This window comes from Herbidospora sakaeratensis, assembly GCF_001570525.1.
In the GTDB taxonomy this organism is placed as follows: domain Bacteria; phylum Actinomycetota; class Actinomycetes; order Streptosporangiales; family Streptosporangiaceae; genus Herbidospora; species Herbidospora sakaeratensis.
Window position 1 is genome coordinate 188439 of the sequence record NZ_BBXC01000007.1, and the last position, 18542, is coordinate 206980.

Sequence of the window (18542 nt, forward strand, 5' to 3'; positions counted from 1 at the left end):
AACGTCGTGAACATGCGCAGGATGGTGCCACGGCCCGCCGGTCAGGGGCGACCGGTTTTCCCCGCCGTCAGGATCCGTTCGAAGGACTCGGGGGTCACGATCGGGATCCCGTACTCGCGGGCCTTCCTGGCCTTCCCCGACAGGCTGTCGGGGTCGGCCGCGACCAGCAGGCGGACCTTCCTGGTGATGTTCCCGTGGGGCACCATCGACGCCTGCCTGGCCCGCTCCTCCCAGTAGTCGCGGCCCCCGTCCATCTCCCCGGTGAAGACCACCAGGTCACCGGGCCGGAGCCGGAAGCGGTCCCGCACCTCCTCCGGGGCGGCGGTGCTCGCGAGCAGCACGTCGACCCGGGCCCGCGGCAGGTGCAGGAGGTCGGCGACCAGGTCGAGTTCGTGGCGCTCCTCGGGCGTCACCGCCCCGTCGGCGCGGGCCGTGCGCGCCAGGGCCGCCAGGTAGTCGTTGTGGAGCCGGTCGACGTCGGCCCGCGACAGGTCGAGCCGGCCGGCCAGGTCGACCAGGGAGTCGGCCTCGGACGCGGAGATCCGGTGGTCGAGCAGCGCCCGGTCGAGCAGGGCCAGATAGGTGTCCGCCTCGGCCTTCGCGACCGCGCGGGGAAGCCGGTCGACCAGGCGGCCGAGGAAGTGCACGTTCCGCCGCGCCGCCACACCCCGCCGCGCCAGAGCCGCCTCGGTGACGGGCAGGTCGGGCCAGGTCAGCGTGGGGTCGGCGGACCACGGGCCGCCGCCCGCGCGTAAGAAGTGGCGGAGCAGGCCGGCGGCGGCGCGGGCGTCCGAGAGGGCCTCGTGGTGGTCGCCGAGCGCGATTCCCGCCATTTCGCAGCAGCCCGCCAGGGTGCGGGGAGGGCCGGGGAGATGATGGGCCGATTCGCGCATCGTGCAGACGCCGTCGGCGTAGGGGAGAAAGGCGCCCAGGCGCTCGAATTCCGACCGGAGGAAATCCCAGTCGAAACGCAGGTTGTGGGCGACCGGGACCCGGTCTTTCAACAGGGTCACGAGGGTGCCCGCGACGGCGGAGAAAGCGGGGGCGTGCCGGACGTCGGCCGAGGTGATGCCGTGGATGTGCTGGGGCCCCAGATCGCGCTCGGGGTTGACCAACGTGGTCCATTCTGCGGTCATGTCGCCATTTGGAGAGAGGTGGACGACGCCTATTTCCACCACCCGGTCGTGCCAGGACGGGCGCAGTCCCGTGGTCTCCACATCGATGACGGCATATCCGCGCATATGGCAGAGCGTTTCATGGCCGCAGGGCAGGCGGAGCCGTAAAGAAAAAAGAAAGCCGCGCGGCCCTGAGCGGCCGCGCGGCGATTCTTCCGGACGGGTTACCTGCGGACCCGGCCCCGGCGCCAGGAGCCGCCGTTGCCGACGCTCGCGGTGCCGATGCCGGCCTGGTGGAGGGCGAGCAGGCAGAGCCCGAGCGCGATGAGGGCGGTGAGCCCGATGCCGATGTCGGCGTTGAGCAGGTCGAGCAGGAAGGCGATCCCGAAGACGACCGCCGCGGCGATGGCCAGCATGTGACTTATCCCTTCAGCCGGTCGAACAGGTTGCGGTACTCGCGCAGGGCGAGCCGGAGCTGCTCGGTGTCGTTGGTTCCGGAGTTCTTCCACTGGTCGACCAGCGACTGGCGCTGGGCGGCCAGGGCCGAGACGGCCTCGTCGATCAGGGCGTCGGCCTTCTCGACCGACTCGCGCGGGTCGTCGACGAACGCGGCCTTGATGTCGCGCCAGCGGTCGTCGAAGTCGATGTCGTCGACGGTGGTCGCCTCGGCGTCCGACAGGTCGCCCGCGGTGTCGCGGTGGGCCTCGTCGACGGCGTCGGGCGAGGTGACCGAGGCGCTGCCGGCCACGCCCACGGGCGCGCTCTCGGCGTTGCGGTCCTCGGTCGTCATGTCGTCGGCGACGTCGTCGGTGTGCCGGGGCTCCGGCACCAGGTCGGAGGCGACCAGCTTGTCGTCGTGCGGGTTGTCGTCGTGGTGGTGGTCGTCCGCGAGGACGTCGTCTCTGTCGGTCTCGGCCGTCTTGTCACGGTCGTAGGGGTTGTACGTGGTCATCAGTGATCGGCCTCCTTGCGGGGAGAGTGGGCGTGCACGTCGGCGTCGAGAAGCTCGTCGAACAGGGCGCGGTAGTGGACCATGGCCTGGCGGAGATCCTCGGTGGTGGCCTCCTGCCGGGCGGCCCGGCCGCTGATCTCGTGGGCCTGGCGGTAGCGGTCGAGGGTCCCGGCGTGCCCGACCGACAGGACGTTCACCCGCTCCTCGAACTCGTCGGTCGGGTAGCCGCGATCGGCCATGACGGCGGTGACCAGGGCGTCCGCCTCGGTGACGGCGAAACTCGGCGCGTCGACGAACCGCTCCTGCACCTCCCGCCACTTCTTCGCGTACGTGTCCCGGGCCTCGGCGTCGAGGGGACGGAGGTCGAGGTCGGCGTAGCGGGCCTCGCGGGCCAGCAACTCCTGCTCGGCGTCCCTGCGGTTGTCGGTCTCCTGGACGACGCGGTCGTATTCGGGGCCGAATCGGTCCTGCAGGTGGCGCCGCCGAGTCTGGCCCGCCACGACGTACCCGATGGCTCCCAGCGCCACGACGACGGCTACGACCACGACCACCCATGCGATGGCGCTCATGTCTGCCTCCGGCTGTCTGCTTGTCTTCGACACTCCGGACTGCCCCTGAAATGAGGGCGTAACCCATGAATTGCCGGGTAGGCGGCGTCCTTATGGGATTTGGTGCCAGTTTGGCGTTCTTCGTGGTGGGGGCGGTGCTGGCCTTCGCCGTCAAATGGGAAGCCCCCGGCTTCGACCTGCAGGCGATCGGCTGGATCATGATGTGCGTCGGCGTGATCAGCGGCGTGGTGACCACCCTGCTCGCCCGCCGGCGCCGCACGCCATCGGATCAGGTGGTCGAGGACGACCTGGTCAACACGGTCGACATGCGAGACCAGACGCTCTAGCCGAGCTTCTCCCGCGCTGAGCGGAGGACCTGGGCGATGTGCGAGACCTCGTGGGCCTCGATCTCGTGGAAGCCCTGCTCCTGGTCGTAGGCGATGTCTCGACCTGTCTCCACGAGCCGCGTCGCCCAGCGGATCGCGGTGTTGATCTTTTCCTTCCGCACCGGTCTGCCCTGAGCGGCGGCCGAGAGGTTGCGCAGGTTGGTGGCGGGACCCGACTGGGAGTGGGGGCGGGCGAGCTTCCACGGGATGGCCGTGGAGTGGTCGGTCATGGGCTTCGACAGGCCGGCTGATCGCTTGGCCTGGAGGATGCCGGATTCCGTCACGCCGAAGTGGGCTGCCAGGTCGGCGTTGGACCAGCCGGTGGCGGAGAGCCTGGCCAGTTCCTCGTGATCGACCTGCGGACGCCTTCCCATGATCGCCACACTACGCGTCGGTGCACGCGGGGCGCGAATCTGCGCTAAGGTTGTTCCGTGCCTGAGGGGCACGAAGCAGGGAACGGGACGTAGCGCAGCTTGGTAGCGCACTTGACTGGGGGTCAAGGGGTCGCAGGTTCAAATCCTGTCGTCCCGACCAGTTTTGGCTGGTCGTAAGGGGTTTCGGAGATTATCCGGAGCCCCTTTTCCGATTTCGGGAGCCAAACGGGGAGCCGAGTGACCGTACGGCGGTGACGAGCACGTGGATCTCTCGCCTACGGGACTTCGCACCGAGTGTCTGACGTGGACCTCGTCATCGGAGTCGAGCCTGCGCAGTTCTCCGCCCACGCCGCCGGACTCGACACCCTGATCCGGGTCGAGCTGGGCGCGATCCTGCCCGGTTGGCTGGACCGGATCGTCCCCGCGATGGGCGGGCTCGGCACCGTCCATCGCGTCGAGCACGAAGGTCACCTGCAGCAGCTCGACCTCTACCTGGCCCCCAGCGACCGAGTTCCCGGCGTCGCCGGACTGACCCGCGGCTTCCTGGTCCACACCCGTCCCGACCGGGCGTGGACATGTTCATCCACGATCGGCTGACTGCCGCCCCCACCTGTGCCGAGGCCCTCGTCGAAGCCCTGGTGCTGGCGTTCAACGTCTGCCGATCTGTACCAACTCCTCGGCCTATCTGATCGCATATCCGCGGTACGCTCCAGCCGGAACGCGTGACCTACGGCTGGTATCACCTCGACACCGAACTCGGCGCCTCCAGCCTCGGCCAGGCCTGCCTGAACGACCTCGCCGAACCTATCGACGCGCCGCCGGTACCCAACCCGGCTTCGCTGGCTCATGCGTTGAGATCATCCTGACGATCGCCAACCGGATCGCCCCACCGTCGTGGACGGCCTGACCCTCGACCTCGACGCCTACCGGCACCACATGCGGACGACGACCTGATCTCACGCACGCCGATGTCGGGAGGCTCTGAGATAACGTCCCCCCATGAGCTGTGATCGGCGAGCTACCGGCACCGGACGGATCCAGGCTGCGGCGTGAATCCGTCCGGTGCCCGGCCATGTCCCCGATCACGGAAGCGCACTCATGTCTCCTGCCGTCCGCCCTTCCTGGAATGACCTGCCTCAGGGCCTTCGTGAGGCGCTGACCCGACGCCTCGGCACCGTTCACGAGGTCGCTATGCAGTCCGGCGGTTTCACCCCCGGCCTGGCGGCCCGCGTCGTCGCCGAAACCGGCCGCGCCTTCGTCAAGGCGGTACCCGCCGACCATGTGCTCGCCCCCAAGTACCGCGCGGAGGCTGCGGTCGCGGAGCTGATGCCGGTGACCACGTCGGCGCCGCGGCTTCGCTGGAGCGGTGATCTGGCTGGCTGGGCCGTGCTGGTCTTCGAGGATGTCGAAGGTCGGCACCCTGATCTGGCTCCCGGTTCGGCCGACGTGGCGGTCGCCGTCGCCGGGGTCGCGGCCCTGGCCGAGACGTTGACACCGAGTCCTGCGAACGTCGCCCTCTCGTCCGAGGCGAGGGGCGGCTTCCTGCACGGCTGGGGTGACCTGCTCCGGTCCGGCGCTGACGGTCTGGGTCCATGGGAACGCGACCGTCTCGGCCTGCTGGCCGAACTCGAACGCGTCTGGGTGCCCCACTCCGCCGGGCTCTCGCTCGTCCACGGCGACATCCGTCCCGACAACCTGCTCATCGGTTCCCGCCAGAGCGACGACGATGAAGTGCTGCTGGTCGTCGACTGGGCCCAACCCTCGATCGGCGCCGCCTGGCAGGACGTCGTCGACCTCATCCCTCACATGATCATGGCCGGCCACGCACCGGTCGAGGCTGAGGACGCGCTCTCCCATCTGAGAGCGTGGCAGGAGCTCCCGGACATCGTGATCACCAGCTATTGCGTCGCCTACGCAGGTTACTGGGCCCGCATGAGTATGCAGCCACCGCCGCCGGGTGTGCCCCACTTGAGGGCCTACCAGGCTGGCGCGGCGAAGGCTGCGCTTGCTTGGGCTCGCGCCCGAATTGATTGAGACCAGGTTGGTCCCACTACTCGTTCCGCACTGCGGGGCACCACAGCGGCCCTTTCGTCGTACACCGCTGCCAGTATCGGTGGAGATGGTGGTAAGCAGACGGAGAGAACAGATCGCGTTGTCCGGCGCTGGGTGGGAGTGATGGGCGGGGTCACGATCGCGCCGACCTTCGGAGGCTGGCGAAGGGGGAGCACCTGATGTCGGCAGCGACAGGGACTGACCCGCACCACGCCTCGACCGACGCGGGCGCCCGCCCGGACTCCGAGACCCAGCAGGTCATCAACCGGGGTCGACGCGTCCTGCTACCGTCCATCCACCCGCGCCATCACACCTTGGGCTCGGGCTGGTAGGTCTGCGGTGGCTGGCGTGACCGGCGTTTCTGAGCCACACGTGTCGCCTCTACAACCAGGAAAGCAGCTCACCGGACTCGGCGCTGATCGGTAACCGGGCGACGTCGCCGAGAGCGATAATGGTCGAAGGCGCGATCCGGCACGGCACCACCATGCGGGTGGAGGGCAACTACGTCGACTTCCACGGCCAGTCGGAGATCGGGTTCGGCGTCACCCGGCTGCTCAACATCGATCTGCTGCCGCAGGTGCGCCTCTACCAGGCCGCCCAGGGAGATCTGGCCCGCTATCCCCACATGGCGGCGGCGATGACCCGCCCGATCCGCTTTGACGTCGTCGCCGCCGGCTACGACCAGGTCATCAAGTACGCCACCGCGATTCGCACCGGCAGCGCCTCCACCGAGGCCATCTTGTCCCGCTTCACCCGCGCCGCCTCCCACCCAGCGCACCGTCTTCGTAGCCCGCTACCTGCGCGGCCGTGACCTGCAACGCCAGATCGAGGAAGGGCTGAACGTGGTGGAAGCCTGGAACCGCGCCAACGCGGTGCTCTGCTACGGCAGGGCTGGGGAGATCTCCACCAACCGGCGCGAGGAGGTCGAGCTGACCGCGCTGTGCCCGCGCATCCCGCAGGCCGCCCTGGTGTACGTCAACACCTCATGCTGCAAGAGGTCCTGGCCGAACCCGGCTGGGCCGCCCTGCTCACCCCCGCCGACCGGCGCGGCCTGACCCCGCTGTTCTGGCAGCATGTCCGTCCCTACGGCGAGGTCCGGCTGAACCTGGGGAGCACGCCTGAACATCGCGACACCCGATGAACACCCACCGCCGCACCAACCGCCGTATCGCCCGCGTCATCGCGGTGGCCGCACTGTCGCTGTCGGTTGCCGTGTCGGGCGACCAGATCCTCAACGGCGGCATCGACTTCCAGCCGCTCTGGCTGATCATCGGCCTGGGGCTTTCGAATCGGCGCCGGGCCTCGATGAGGATGCGGTGGGGGTGGGCGACGAAGGAGCCGTGGCCACCCGCATCCGGGTTTCGAGCAGGCCAGCGTGGGTCGAGGCGGCCTGCTACTCACCCGTCTCTATGCATCCCCGGGTGCCTTCGGTCAGGACGTGAACCTGATCGGCTGGGGGAGCGACGATGTTCATGGGCGCGCCCCACGCGGCGAAGGTCACCTCGGTCACCGCCGTCGCCGGAGCGTCGTCCTGGAAAACGGGCGGGACCGGCGTGGACAGGGTCATCCGGCGCGGCAGCTGATCCGGTCCGACCGACAGTTTCCACGAGACGGTGATCGTCTTGTCCGCCCTCTCGTACATGTCCAGGTTCATGGGGTCGGAGAACGACACGGTTCCTCCCAGTTTCCGGATCGGGGCCGTCCCCGCGTACACGGTCGTGGGGACACCGTCCAGCTCCTCACCCGGGACCGGAGGGGCGGCGAGCGTGACCATATTCTTGATCAGTTCAGCCTGGACGAGTTCCGACAGCGAAAAGGAGCCGAGTGCTGATTGCATCACGCAGTCGTAGTCACGCTCGTCCCGGTACCACGTCTTTCCCGCCGGCAGTCGCTCGGTGCTCGCCGGCCGCACGTATTCGGCGTCCTCGCCGGTCTTGATGATCCGGCTCCTCTCGTCGGCGAGTTCCTCGCTCACGATGTCACGCATGTCTTCGGGGACGTCGGTCCGATGAAAGGTGGTGGTGAGGTCGGATGCGGTCACGCCCATCCAGTTGCTCTGGCCGTGCTCGCCTAGGCGGACCACTCCCTCGGTCCGGCTCTCGTTGAATCCCCCCGTATCCAGGACTATGACTTCGTCTCCCTGCCGGGAGATGTCGACCGAGCTCTCATCGGACTCGTTGCGCAGCACCTTGCGGACCTGGACGGTCACGCCGCGTTCAAGCTGGAGTTTCATCGCGTCGTCCGGCGTACCCGAGAACGGAATCACGGCCGGCGCTGTCACGGAATGTTCCGCCACCGATGGTGCCGCCACGGATGGTGCCGTCACATTCCCGCAACCCGACAGGGAGACGACCGCTCCCACCGCCATCAAGGCGCCGCAGACCCTCATGCCACCCCCGCCCGACCATCAACCGCGCGATCATGACAGACACACCGGATCACCGCAATGGCGACGAACGCGCGGCCGCCCTGCACGCACGAGCAGGCCGGCGCCGAGCTGGATCCGGGGCACATCAGGTCACAGACTCCGATGCCGGCCGTCGCCGGGATACGATCGCGCGCATCCTCGGGGAGACACATACAGGGGAGGAGCATTGGCAGAGTCGGACAGCTCCACCCCCTCGCTCCCCCCGGCAGGGCCTGTGCCCGGTGAGATGTCCATCTCGGGGGTCCAGCATCAGCCGGGACGCCATCCAGATCCAGACGGCGCACGTGGTGAACATCGGCACGGCACCAGCTGACACGCAGGCGGGGGTGGGTGAGGCTGCGCGCCCGGTGCCGGGCCGGTTGCCGGCCGAGGTGACCGATCCGTTCGAGCATCAGCTGGAGATCCACCGCGCCATCGACACTGGCTCCGGCGCTGCGGGCTTCGCCGCGCCGGCGGATCTGGCGGCGCTTCCGGTGTATGTGCCACGTGCGCATGACCAGGCGCTGGCGCAGGTGTTCTTCCAGGCCGCTGATGGAGGTAGCCGGATCGCGGTGCTGGTGGGCGGTCCTCCACCGGTAAGACCCGTGCCTGCTGGGAAGCACTGCACCTGTTACGCGACCGACCGCGGCCGTGGCGGTTGTGGCAGCCCATCGACCCCACCCGGCCAGATGCGGCGCTGGCCGATCTGGCGCGAATCGGGCCGTACACGGTGGTGTGGCTGAACGAGGCCCAGGAGGCCCGCGCGTCGCGGCCGGATTGCGGGAGCTGCTACGCGACCCCGCCCGGGCGCCGGTTCTGGTGCTGGCGACCCTGTGGCCCGCCCACTGGAACACCCTGACCACACGCACCACTCCCAATGTCCACGCTCAGGCACGGGTCCTGCTGGACGGGCACGCCATCCCCGTCCCCGGCGCCTTCACCGGCGCCGACCTGGCCGCCCTGACAGAGCTGGCCGCCGGCGACCCTCGCCTGGAGGAGGCGGCCGAGCGGGCCGGTGATGGGCAGGTCACCCAGTATCTGGCGGGGGTGCCGGTGCTGATGGACCGCTACCGGCAAGCCTCGACCGTACCCGCCACCCAGGCCCTCATCCACGCTGCGATGGACGCCCGACGGCTGGGCTGCGGCCCTCCCCCTGGCGCTGCTGGCCACGGCCGCCCCGGCTACCTCACCGGCGTCGAATGGGAGCAGGCCGGTCAGGACTGGCTGAAGCAGGCTCCCCCGCAACCAGCGCGGCGCCCGCACCACCGCTGGGGGCCCGCAGGTCGGCGCCGGGCCGGCCTACTACCTCGACCAGCACGGCCGTCACCACCGCGCCGACCAGGTCCCGCCCATTGACTTCTGGACCGCTGCCGCCGCCCACGCACACACCGGCGACTTCAACGTGCTTGGGAACGCCGCGTGGGACCGGGGCTTGTACCGCGATGCCGTCCAACTCCTGAAGACGGCCTCGTCCCATGGCAACCACGAGGCCGCCCTCAGCCTCCTCCACAAACTGCACCGCCCGTTGGACAGCCGCACACGCCGACTTCGACAATCCGATGGGCGTGGCTGCTCTGCTGCGCTCCCTGCAGTGGGTGGGTGCTGACGACCAGGTCATCGCGCTGGCCGAACGGGCCGCCGCGCATGTTGACCTCGGCTCCCCATACGACATGGCGCACCTACTCAGCAGCCTGCACAGTGTGAGGGCCACCGCCGAGGCTGACATCCTGCTGGCCCGCCATCCCGTGGCCGACGCAGACGCCACCCGCCCGGGAGCCGTGGCCGCACTGCTACGAGTCCTCCGTAGTACAGGGGCCGATGACTATGTGACGGCTCTGGCCGAACGGGCCACCCTGCATACCGACCTCCACCCGACGGAGAGCTTGGTCGATCTCATCGACACGCTGCAGGAGGTGGGGCCCACGACCCGATCGTCATCCTGCTGGCCCGCCACCCCGGAGCAACCGCTGACGTCACCCACGCCGACGACCAGGTCACCGTGCTGGCAGAACGGGTCGTCGCGGGCGTTGACCTCTGCTTCCCTGCCCGCGTGGCAAGGCTGCTGGACCACTTGCAGGAGTTGGGGTTTCGCAACCAGGCCACCGTCCTGGCCCAACGAGTCGCCCCCAACGTTGACGTCACCCACCCGTTCGGCCTGGCCGAGCTGCTGGACAGCCTGCACAGCCTCGGGGCCGATGACCAAGTGGCCGTGCTGGCCGAACGGGCCGCCGCGCATACCGACATCACCCGGGTCACTGGCGTGGACAGGCTGCTGGCCAGCATGCGAAAGGCCGGGGCCGCTGATCAAGGCACCGCTCTGGGCGAACGGTATGCCGCGTTCCTGGAGGTCTTGATCACCTCGGACTCCGCGGCCAGGTTCGTACAGGAGATGGAGCGGAGGATGGCGACCGCCGGCCAGGTTGATGAGTTGCCGGCCCTGGGCCTATTCGATCACTTCCTCAAGCATGATGACCACGGGGATCGGTTCCGGTTCGGCCGAGAACCCGACGGGAGCCCCGCCGACCCTTGGTCATGGGACGAGCTGTAGTCCGCTTACGCAGACGCCCCGACTGATCGGGCACGTCCGGTGACGGTCTCTCTAGCGCTGCGAGTTTTGTCCCCCGGTCCACCGAGCGTCCCCTGCGGCATCCAGGAGACGTCCCGCTGACCCGACAACACCGCCCTGGACACCCGGGGCGCCCGCACGAGCTGAAACAGGATGGCGGTCACGGGACGTCTCGCTGAGCAGGGTCGGTATGGGCCTGCCGACAGGCGGGCAACACGTTGCCGCGTACTGCCCTTGGCGTGGGGTGCTCGGCTCCTAGGACGCGTTCGCAGTCGGCCAGGGTCTGTTCACACAGCGGGATGGCCCGGCCCAGATCTCCCGCCGCCCGGTGGGCGCCGGCGAGGTTGTTGCAGGAGGACAGAGAGTCGGGGACCGACTCGCCCGCACCCAGAGCAAGGCCGGACGGTCAGCCGATACCTGACCGCAGGGACTCCGACGGCCTTCATCTGCGCATCTCGGACCGAGCTGCCCGTCGCGAACGGATCATCGTTGCGGAGGAGGGCGTCCGAGGTGACAATGCGTGGAGGTGCCGGGTGGTCATCCCGGCGAAGTGTTGGAGGCGCTGCTTGTGAACACCACATTGCGGTGCGCCTCGTTGTGCGCGCCAGACGCTGACCACTTCGCTACGCCCACCGGCTGACCTGCTTCGTTCGCGGTGGGCGCTTCCCCTCATGGGAGACCACCGTAGTGCCCGAAGATTTCGGGACGGTTGATCGCCGTCCTTTGACAACGGTTCTTGCCGCCAACCTTCTTTCGATCACCGGGAATTGCCTCACATACATGGGCGTGCCGTGGTTCGTGCTGCAGAGCACGGGCAGCGCCGCCAAGGCCGGGATCGTCGCGTTCTGCACACTGCTGCCCGCGGTACTCGCCGCACTCGTCACCGGTCCGGTCATCGACCGGATCGGGCGACGGCGAGTGAGTGTCGCCTCGGATCTCGCCTGCGGAATCGCAGTCGCGGCGATCCCGCTGCTGCACTTCGCCGGCGTCCTGCATTTCTGGATGCTGTGCGTGCTCATGGCGATAACCGGGCTGTTCCGTGCACCGGGTGAAACTGCGCGCGGCGTGCTGTTGCCCACGCTCGCCGAACGCGCCGGAATACCGCTGACCAGGGCTGCCGGGTTGTACGACGGTGCGGCACGCTGTGCGGCGCTGACTGGAGCGGCTCTCGGAGGTGTGCTGATCGCCGTACTCGGAGCCGAGAACGTCCTGTGGGTGGATGCCGCGACCTTTGCCGTGTCCGCGCCGCTGTTCGCGTTCGGAGTGCGCGACCTGCCTGAGGCACAAGCCCAGCGGCGGGTCGAGCCGACATCGTTGCACGCCTACCGTCGTGAACTCGCGGAAGGCTATCGCTTCCTGGCAGCCACTCCGTTGCTGCTGAGCCTGTGCCTGATGACGCTGGTCACCAGGGGCCTCGACCAAGGATGGAGCGCCGTGCTCCTCCCCGTTGATGCCCGTGTGGAGCTTGATGGTTCCATCGATCTCGGTCTGTTGAACGCGGCGTTCGGGGTGTGCGCACTCGCGGGGGCGCTGGTCTTCGGGGCGGTGGGCAGCCACTTTCGGCGGTGGCCAGTGTTCACGATCGCCTTTCTCATCGGGGGCCTGCCGCGCTTCGTGGTCGCCGCCTTCACCGACACCTTCGCGCCACTGGCCGTGATCATGGCGGTTGAGGGTCTCGCCTTCGGTGTACTCAACCCCATCATGGCCACAGTGACGTACGAGAAGGTGCCGGAGGAACTGCGCAGCCGCGTGTTGAGCGCGACGACGGCCTCGGTCCAGCTGGTCACTCCGATGGGCGGACTGGCTGCGGGCTTCCTCGTGGATTCGGCCGGCCTGCCGTGCGCGCTGCTGATGGCCGGCGGTGTGTATCTGCTCGCCACGCTGTGCCCGTTGATCTTCCCGGTCTGGAGGCAGATGGACGGTACTGACTCTCCCCACGACAGGGCGGAGGGCTCGCCGCCGCGTGCCTCGGGATCGAAGCAGGTGTAGAGGCGCGGGCCGCTTGTGCCTGGGCCGTCTTCCACCTGCGGGCCACCGCCCGGAGTTGCCCGGCCGCCGCGACGATTGACAAGACGGGCGGCATCGTGGTCATGATGCCGCCCTTACCGGTGAGTCCGGCTGCCCCCCGCATCACCAGCCAGGGCAAGCCGGATCGCGGCTCGTCGTCGGTGTCCAGGCGGGTGCCGACATCGCGCCGGCTTCCGCGTCAGGCCTGCGGGAAGTCGGTGCTGTGGGCCAGCTCGCGCCCGGCTTCGATGTCCGCCTGGAGCGCCTGCACCTTGCCGGTGGCGTAGGAGTAGGCGTCGGACCCCAGAAGCCGGCGGAGCGGGCCGTCCCCCGTCGCCACCAGCGAGATGATCGCGGCGGCGCCCTTCACCGGGTCGCCGAGCTGGTTGCCCTGGAGGTTCAGGTGGTCGTCGGTCATCTGGCGGATGGCCTCGTAACCCTGCGTCGTCGAAGTCGGCAGGGCCAGTGAGTCGGTGGTCAGGAAGCTGGTACGGAAGTAGCCGGGCTCCACGAGGGTGACCTTGACGCCGAACTCCGCGACCTCGCCCGCGAGCGCCTCGCTCAGGCCCTCCAGGGCGAACTTGCCCGCGCAGTACAGACCCCATCCCGGAACCGAGACCAGGCCCAGTACGGACGAGACGTTCACGACGTGGCCGCCCTTCTGCGTCCGGAAGATCGGCAGCACGGCCCGCAGGACGTTCCAGACGCCGAAGACCTGGACGTCGAACATCCGCCTGGCCTCGGCGTCGGCCGTATCCTCGACCGAGGCCAGGAAGCCGTAGCCGGCGTTGTTGACCACGACGTCCAGGCCCGAGAAGCGCTCGGTGGTGCGGCGGACCGCGTCAGCGACGGCGGCCTCGTCCGCGAGATCGACCTCCAGGGCCAGCAGCCGCGTGGTGTCCACGCCGGCCAGGGCCTGGGTGAGGCGCTCGGTGGAGCGGGTCGTCGCGGTGACGTTGTGACCGGCTTGGAGCAGTTGGCGTACGAGCTCCAGACCCAGGCCACGGGACGTGCCGGTGACGAACCAGGTCGCAGGGGTGCCGGTGAGTGTGATCATGTGGAGTCCGTCCTTCATTCGGTGCCGAAGCCGACCGGCCCTGCCACGCCAGGTGATGGAGGCCGAAGACGCAGGTCATCCCGCAGATCTCAGGCCCAGATGGTGGCTGGGACGTGATTCCAGTCTTCGGCACGGCAGTGCCCCGGCCGCCGCCATATCCGGCCCTCTGGATCCTGGGACGCCGCGTCCTAGGAAGGGCGCGGTTCTTGGCAGGATGAGACCATGGCGGCCGACAACAGGGAACTCGCGGATTTCCTCCGGCGCGCCCGGAGCAAAGTCGACCCGTCCCGCGCGGGCCTGCCGGCCGATGACCGCATCCGCCGGGTCCCGGGCCTGCGCCGCGAGGAGGTCGCGCTGCTGGCGGGCGTGTCGACCGACTACTACACCCGGCTGGAGCAGGGGCGGCGCATCACCCCGTCCGCCGGGGTCCTGGACGCGATCGCCCGCGCGCTCGGCCTCGACGCGGCCGGGCGCGAACATCTCGGCCACCTGATCGGACCGGCCTCCGGAACCCGCCGCCGCGTCCCGAGCGTGCAAAGGGTGCGCCCCGGACTGCACCAGTTCCTCGACGCCCTTGAGGGCACCCCCGCCCTCATCCTCGGCCGCAGGACCGACGTCCTGGCCACCAACCGCATGGCCAGAGCCCTGATCAGCGACTTCGACGCGCTCCGGCCCCGCGAGCGCAACTACGCCCGGTGGATGTTCCTCACGGACCAAGCGCGCGACCTGTTCCTCGACTGGGACGTGCAGGCAGGCGCGGCCGTGGAAAGCCTGCGTCTCGACGTCGGCCACGACCCCGGTGATCAGCTCGCCCGGGATCTGGTGGCCGAGTTGTCCGAGCGCAGTCCCGAGTTCCGGCGATGGTGGGAGGAGCACGGCGTCTACCAGCGCACCTTCGGCTCCAAACACCTGCGCCACCCCGTCGTCGGAGAGCTCACAGTCGATTACGAGACGCTCACGATGCCCGGCGACCCTGACCAGACCCTCTTCGTCTACACCACCGAGGCCGGAACCGCCTCACGCCAGGCCATACAGCTCCTGGCCAGCTGGGTCCTGTCCGGCGGTCGCGCCGAGGACGTATCAGGGCGAGCCGCGGGAAACGGCACACCATGAACACGCCGCGAACATGCCGCGGCTCACGAGCAGCTGAGCCGGCGCCGACTTCGCTTAGCGCCGGTTTCCTGGATCACGTACGCAGCCGATCAATCAGTGAAGACGACCGGCTGATCCGCGTCGGCGGCGATGTGCCTTCGGGAGCCAGTGGGCCAGGCGGACGATCGGTCCGCTTCTTGAAGATCTCGGTCAGCGTTTCCGGCAGACCGGCTCGTACGGCAGGCCGGGCACATACTGGGCCCATTCGGCCGGGGTCACCTCGCGGTCGAGCATCGCGCAGACGGAGGTGAAGGCGTCCGGGGACAGGGCGACGTCCCACACGCGGATCAGGTAGTCCTCGCTGCCGACGGCCAGGCGGCGTCCGTCCGGGCTGAAGGCCAGCGACCAGATCATTTCGCCGCCGACGAGGGGGACGCCGAGCAACCGGCCGATCCTGGCGTCCCACACGCGCACGGTCGCGTCCATCCCGCCGCTGACCAGGGTCGTGCCGTTGGGATTGAAGGCCACCGCCTCCACCGAGTCGGTGTGTCCGATCAGCGGGGTGCCGGTCTGCCGGCCCGTACGCGCGTCCCACAGCCGCACGGTTCCGTCGCGTCCGCCGCTGGCGATGCGGGTGCCGTCGGGGGCGAAGTCCACCGACATCACCCAGCCGGTGTGCCCCGCCGACGGCCCGCCGATCCGGTCGCCGGTCCGGACGTTCCACACGTTGACCAGCGAGTCGTATCCGCCGCTCACCAGGCGGGTGCCGTCCCGGCTGTAGGCCAGCGACGACACCTCCGACGCGTGCGCGGCGATCAGGGCGCCTGTCTGCCGGCGGGTCCGCAGATCCCAGAAGCGGATCGTGCCGTCGTCTCCGCCGCTCGCCAGCTGGGTGTCGTCCGGGCTCATCGCCAGGGAGACGACCCGCGTGGGCGTTCGGATCGGGCCGCCGATCCGTTGGCCGGTGCGCGGATCCCACACCCAGATCCTGCCGCCGAGCTCGGCGCCGGCCAGGAGGCTGCCCCGGCGGCCGAAGGCAACGGAGATCACGTGGTTGAACGGCTCCGACTCCAAAGACTCGGTGTGTTCGAGCAGCGGCGCGCCGATTCGGCCGCGTGTGCGGACGTCCCACAGGCGGACCGCGTCGTCTGGGCCGTCATCGCTGCTGGCCAGGCGCGAGCCGTCCGGGCTGAAGGCCACCGACTCCACCCGGTGGGGGTGCCCAGTGAACGGTTCGCCGTCCATCCGGCCGACGCGGACGTCCCACAGCCGCACGGTCGAGTCCCGGCCGACACTGGCCAGGCGCCCGTCATCGCCGCTGAACGCCATGTCGAACGCGCCGCCCGTGTGGCCGATGAGCGGGGCGCCCAGGCGTCTGCCGCGCCGCACGTCCCACAGCCGGATCGTCCCGTCGTCGCCGGTGCTGGCCAGCCGCGCGCCGTCGTGCGCGAACACCACCTTGCGCACCATCTGGGAGTGCCCCGACATTTCGTCGATCTTCTGGCCTGTCCGCACGTCCCACAGGCGCACGATCGCGTCGGTGTCCCCGGTGGCCAATCGGGCGCCGTCCGGGCTGAACGCCACCGACAGCACGGTGGTCTCCTCGCCCAGGTCGAGGACTCGGGCGGCGCGTCCGGTCCGCGCGTCCCACAGGTGGAGGTCGCCGTTCTGCCCGCCGCTGGCCAAGAGGGTGCCGTCGTGGTTGAAGGCCACCGACCAGACGTTCTCCAGGCCGCCGATGAACGGACGGCCGATCTGCTCGCGGGTGCGCACGTCCCACAACCGGATGGTCCCGTCGAAGCCGCCGCCGGCCACGCGCGTGCCGTCGGGGCTGAAGGTCACCGACGGAATCGACGAGTGCTCCTCGCCGGTGAAGAGCGGGGCGCCGAGCTGTCCGCCGGAGCGGGCGTCCCACAGCCGCACCGTACCGTCTTCGCTCGTGCTCACCAGGGTGCGGCCGTCCGGGCTGTACGCCACTGCGCCGACAGCCTTGGTGGGCCCGGTCATCAGGGCGCCGATCCGCTTTCCCGTGCGGGCGTCCCACCGGATGACGCCGTCCTCGCCGCCGGTGGCCAGCTGGGCGCCGTCCGGGCTGTAGGCCACCGCGTACGACCCGCCGGTGTGGCCGGTCAGGACCGCGCGGCCCGGGTTGGCCAGGACGTTCAGCAGGCTCGCGCGCGCCTCGTCCGTCGGGCTGATCCGCCAGGACGTCGCGGCCAGCAGCGCGGACAGGGGCGGATCGTTGGTGATCAGCGCGCTCTGCACCGACAGCTGCCGGGACAGCGCGGTGTCGCGTTGCGCGTCGATCGCGTTGCGGGCGGCGGCGGCCAGGACGGCGGCGGCCGACGCGGCCACCAGTAACGTGACCAGCAGGCTCACCAGAGCCCGCCGCGTCCACCTGGCCCGGCGATCCGATCGGAGCCCGGCGGCGAGGAAGCCCGCGGCGGTCGCGGAGATCGGCTGGCCCGCGTCGCGCAGGTTCGCCAGCCGCGCCAGCCGCTCACCCCGGTACAGGTAGGCCGCGCCGTGCTGCCGCTGGTCCCACAGCCGGGCGTCGACTTCCAGCTGCTGCACCGCCAGCAGCCCGGTCCTGTCCTCCTCGATCCACCCGTGCAGCCGCGGCCAGCTCCGGATGAGCGCCTCATGAGTGAACTGGACGGAGTCGGCGTCGACGGTCACCAGCCGGGCCCGGACGAAATGGTCGAGTACCCGCCCGGCGCCGGTCGCCTCCTCCAGCGGCAGTTTGCGCGCGGTGTCGGGGCCGTCGCCGCCCAGGCGGACCAGCCGGGTCAGCAGGTCCCTGGCGGCCCGCTGTTCGTCGGCGTCGAGCGCGTCGAAGGCGGCGTCGGCGGTTTGGGCGAGGGAGCGCATGATGCCGCCGGTCCGCCGGTAGCCGGCCAGGGTCAGGGTCGCGCCCTGCCGGTGGTTCCACGTCTCGCGGAGGGCGTGCGACAGCAGGGGCAGCACGCCGGCCGGTTCGGCGTCGGCCCTGCCGCCGCTCAGGTCCTCCATCAGCAGGTCGACCAGGCCTTCCTGGAAGGTCAGGCCGGTCGTCCTGGCGGGGCCTTCGATGGCTTCGCGTAATCCGTCCCGGTTCATCGGCGTGACCACCAGGGGGCGGCGCAAGGCGGGGACGAGGGCGGGGTGGCGGGTGCAGTGGCCGAAGAAGTCCGCGCGCACCACCACGATCACCGGGCGGCCGTCCGCCTCCAGTGTGGTCAGCAGGTCGACGAACTGGACCCGTTTCGCCTCGTCGGGGCAGGCGGTGAACAGCTCCTCGAACTGGTCGACGATGATCGGCGCGGTCGGGCCCTCCTGCGCCAGCCGCCGCAACAGGGCGGCGACCGGTTCCGGGCCGGGCCGGGTCAGCACGGGTTCGATGCCGTGCAGCCGGGACAACGAGGCGATCAGCCCGGCCCTGACCAGCGACGACTTGCCAGCCCCCGACGGACCGGTCACCACCAGCAGCCCCCCTTCGCCGGTCCGGGCGAGGAGTTCGGCGGTCATGGCGTCCCGTCCGAAGAACAGGTCGGCGTCGGCCGCGCCGTACGCCTCCAGCCCGCGATACGGGCACGGGCCGGAGGACTGCGGCCGCCCGGTGGTGCGCAGCGCCGCCCGCGCGTACTCGAACTCCTCGCTCTGGCGGCGCAGCCGTTCGTAGGCGTCGTCCCACGCCTCGCGCGTGTCCAGCCCTTCCGGCAGGGTGAGCTTGGCCTCGGCGGCCACGCGCAGGCAGGCGTCGACGAACGCCTCGAAGTTGGGCCGCTCGGGACGGCTCGGCTTGCGCTGGCTGGTCATCCCGTCGATCGTGCTGCGCGCCAGCCGCACCGGCGCGGCGCCCGGACGCCGCGACGGCGTCCGGGCGCTGGCCACCGTCAGTTCGCGCACCGACAATCCGGCGGCGAGCCGCAGCCGCCGCAAGCGGGCCGCGAACTCGACCCGCGGATCAATCGGCTCGCTCACGAATACGTTCCTCTCAGGGGATA

20 protein-coding genes and 1 tRNA gene are annotated in these 18542 nt (G+C 69.9%); 12 read left to right on the forward strand and 9 right to left on the reverse strand.

The window, feature by feature from the left end; genetic code table 11:
• Nucleotides 1–41 precede the first annotated feature (41 nt).
• From AW271_RS00960 to AW271_RS00975, 4 genes are all read right to left on the reverse strand, one after another.
• The gene (locus AW271_RS00960; protein WP_063817813.1) at nucleotides 42–1241 is read right to left on the reverse strand and encodes an exonuclease domain-containing protein; all 1200 of its coding nucleotides are present in this window, start codon (nucleotides 1239–1241) and stop codon (nucleotides 42–44) included.
• 98 nt (nucleotides 1242–1339) lie between these two features.
• On the reverse strand, nucleotides 1340–1531 hold the full coding sequence (locus AW271_RS00965) for a hypothetical protein (RefSeq protein WP_030450147.1): 192 nt from the start codon (nucleotides 1529–1531) through the stop codon (nucleotides 1340–1342).
• A gap of 5 nt (nucleotides 1532–1536) precedes the next feature.
• Nucleotides 1537–2067 carry a hypothetical protein gene (locus AW271_RS00970; protein ID WP_062330373.1) on the reverse strand — a complete coding sequence of 177 codons (531 nt, stop codon included), beginning with the start codon at nucleotides 2065–2067 and terminating at the stop codon, nucleotides 1537–1539.
• Nucleotides 2067–2636: a hypothetical protein gene (locus tag AW271_RS00975; RefSeq protein WP_062330375.1), complete on the reverse strand. Its 570-nt coding sequence runs from the start codon at nucleotides 2634–2636 to the stop codon at nucleotides 2067–2069. Before AW271_RS00975 ends, AW271_RS00970 begins: the two co-directional genes overlap by 1 nt.
• A gap of 92 nt (nucleotides 2637–2728) precedes the next feature.
• Between AW271_RS00975 and AW271_RS00980 the strand changes: the two genes are divergently transcribed.
• Nucleotides 2729–2962, forward strand: a complete 234-nt coding sequence (locus AW271_RS00980; protein ID WP_063817814.1) for a DUF6458 family protein — start codon at nucleotides 2729–2731, stop codon at nucleotides 2960–2962.
• Here AW271_RS00980 and AW271_RS00985 read toward each other — a convergent pair.
• Nucleotides 2959–3375 carry a hypothetical protein gene (locus AW271_RS00985; protein ID WP_062332911.1) on the reverse strand — a complete coding sequence of 139 codons (417 nt, stop codon included), beginning with the start codon at nucleotides 3373–3375 and terminating at the stop codon, nucleotides 2959–2961. The two genes, AW271_RS00980 and AW271_RS00985, sit on opposite strands and share 4 nt — an antisense overlap.
• Before the next feature lie 83 nt (nucleotides 3376–3458).
• Here AW271_RS00985 and AW271_RS00990 point away from each other — a divergent pair.
• The 6 genes from AW271_RS00990 (at nucleotide 3459) to AW271_RS42770 (ending at nucleotide 6482) form a co-directional block, all read left to right on the forward strand.
• Nucleotides 3459–3535 (forward strand) — tRNA-Pro (locus AW271_RS00990).
• A 143-nt stretch (nucleotides 3536–3678) separates the two neighbouring features.
• Nucleotides 3679–3972 (forward strand): hypothetical protein, encoded by a 294-nt coding sequence (locus AW271_RS00995; protein ID WP_062330379.1) that lies wholly within the window; start codon nucleotides 3679–3681, stop codon nucleotides 3970–3972.
• Between the two features lie 125 nt (nucleotides 3973–4097).
• Nucleotides 4098–4241 (forward strand): hypothetical protein, encoded by a 144-nt coding sequence (locus tag AW271_RS39310; RefSeq protein WP_157553841.1) that lies wholly within the window; start codon nucleotides 4098–4100, stop codon nucleotides 4239–4241.
• Nucleotides 4242–4473: 232 nt separating this feature from the next.
• The gene (locus tag AW271_RS01000) at nucleotides 4474–5409 is read left to right on the forward strand and encodes a phosphotransferase family protein (RefSeq protein ID WP_083975894.1); all 936 of its coding nucleotides are present in this window, start codon (nucleotides 4474–4476) and stop codon (nucleotides 5407–5409) included.
• A 469-nt stretch (nucleotides 5410–5878) separates the two neighbouring features.
• Nucleotides 5879–6238, forward strand: coding sequence for a Tn3 family transposase (locus tag AW271_RS42765; protein WP_062330383.1), 360 nt, complete (start codon nucleotides 5879–5881; stop codon nucleotides 6236–6238).
• A 13-nt stretch (nucleotides 6239–6251) separates the two neighbouring features.
• The gene (locus AW271_RS42770; protein ID WP_275935750.1) at nucleotides 6252–6482 is read left to right on the forward strand and encodes a Tn3 family transposase; all 231 of its coding nucleotides are present in this window, start codon (nucleotides 6252–6254) and stop codon (nucleotides 6480–6482) included.
• A 338-nt stretch (nucleotides 6483–6820) separates the two neighbouring features.
• Here AW271_RS42770 and AW271_RS01010 read toward each other — a convergent pair whose 3' ends face one another.
• Nucleotides 6821–7708, reverse strand: a complete 888-nt coding sequence (locus AW271_RS01010; RefSeq protein ID WP_157553842.1) for a hypothetical protein — start codon at nucleotides 7706–7708, stop codon at nucleotides 6821–6823.
• Between the two features lie 434 nt (nucleotides 7709–8142).
• Here AW271_RS01010 and AW271_RS39320 point away from each other — a divergent pair, with 434 nt between their 5' ends.
• The 3 genes from AW271_RS39320 (at nucleotide 8143) to AW271_RS01020 (ending at nucleotide 10382) form a co-directional block, all read left to right on the forward strand.
• Entirely contained in the window at nucleotides 8143–8577 is a 435-nt protein-coding gene (locus tag AW271_RS39320) for a hypothetical protein (RefSeq protein ID WP_157553843.1), read from the forward strand.
• On the forward strand, nucleotides 8570–9190 hold the full coding sequence (locus tag AW271_RS39325) for a hypothetical protein (protein ID WP_157553844.1): 621 nt from the start codon (nucleotides 8570–8572) through the stop codon (nucleotides 9188–9190). The genes AW271_RS39320 and AW271_RS39325 overlap by 8 nt, the downstream gene beginning before the upstream one ends.
• A 694-nt stretch (nucleotides 9191–9884) precedes the next feature.
• Nucleotides 9885–10382 (forward strand): hypothetical protein, encoded by a 498-nt coding sequence (locus AW271_RS01020; protein WP_157553845.1) that lies wholly within the window; start codon nucleotides 9885–9887, stop codon nucleotides 10380–10382.
• A gap of 178 nt (nucleotides 10383–10560) precedes the next feature.
• On the opposite strand, the gene AW271_RS43040 is transcribed toward AW271_RS01020, so the two are convergent.
• A complete protein-coding gene (locus AW271_RS43040) occupies nucleotides 10561–10791 on the reverse strand; it encodes a tetratricopeptide repeat protein (protein ID WP_083976130.1) in 231 nt (76 codons plus the stop codon).
• Nucleotides 10792–11087: 296 nt separating this feature from the next.
• On the opposite strand from AW271_RS43040, the gene AW271_RS01025 reads away from it, so the two are divergent.
• The gene (locus AW271_RS01025) at nucleotides 11088–12389 is read left to right on the forward strand and encodes an MFS transporter (RefSeq protein WP_218007908.1); all 1302 of its coding nucleotides are present in this window, start codon (nucleotides 11088–11090) and stop codon (nucleotides 12387–12389) included.
• Nucleotides 12390–12606: 217 nt separating this feature from the next.
• Here the strand turns inward: AW271_RS01025 and AW271_RS01030 are convergent, their stop codons facing one another.
• Nucleotides 12607–13464: an SDR family NAD(P)-dependent oxidoreductase gene (locus AW271_RS01030; RefSeq protein ID WP_062330394.1), complete on the reverse strand. Its 858-nt coding sequence runs from the start codon at nucleotides 13462–13464 to the stop codon at nucleotides 12607–12609.
• A 222-nt stretch (nucleotides 13465–13686) separates the two neighbouring features.
• Here AW271_RS01030 and AW271_RS01035 point away from each other — a divergent pair, with 222 nt between their 5' ends.
• Nucleotides 13687–14577: a helix-turn-helix domain-containing protein gene (locus AW271_RS01035; protein ID WP_062330395.1), complete on the forward strand. Its 891-nt coding sequence runs from the start codon at nucleotides 13687–13689 to the stop codon at nucleotides 14575–14577.
• 189 nt (nucleotides 14578–14766) lie between these two features.
• Here AW271_RS01035 and AW271_RS01040 read toward each other — a convergent pair whose 3' ends face one another.
• Nucleotides 14767–18519, reverse strand: a complete 3753-nt coding sequence (locus tag AW271_RS01040; RefSeq protein WP_062330398.1) for an NACHT and WD repeat domain-containing protein — start codon at nucleotides 18517–18519, stop codon at nucleotides 14767–14769.
• Between the last annotated feature and the right edge of the window lie 23 nt (nucleotides 18520–18542).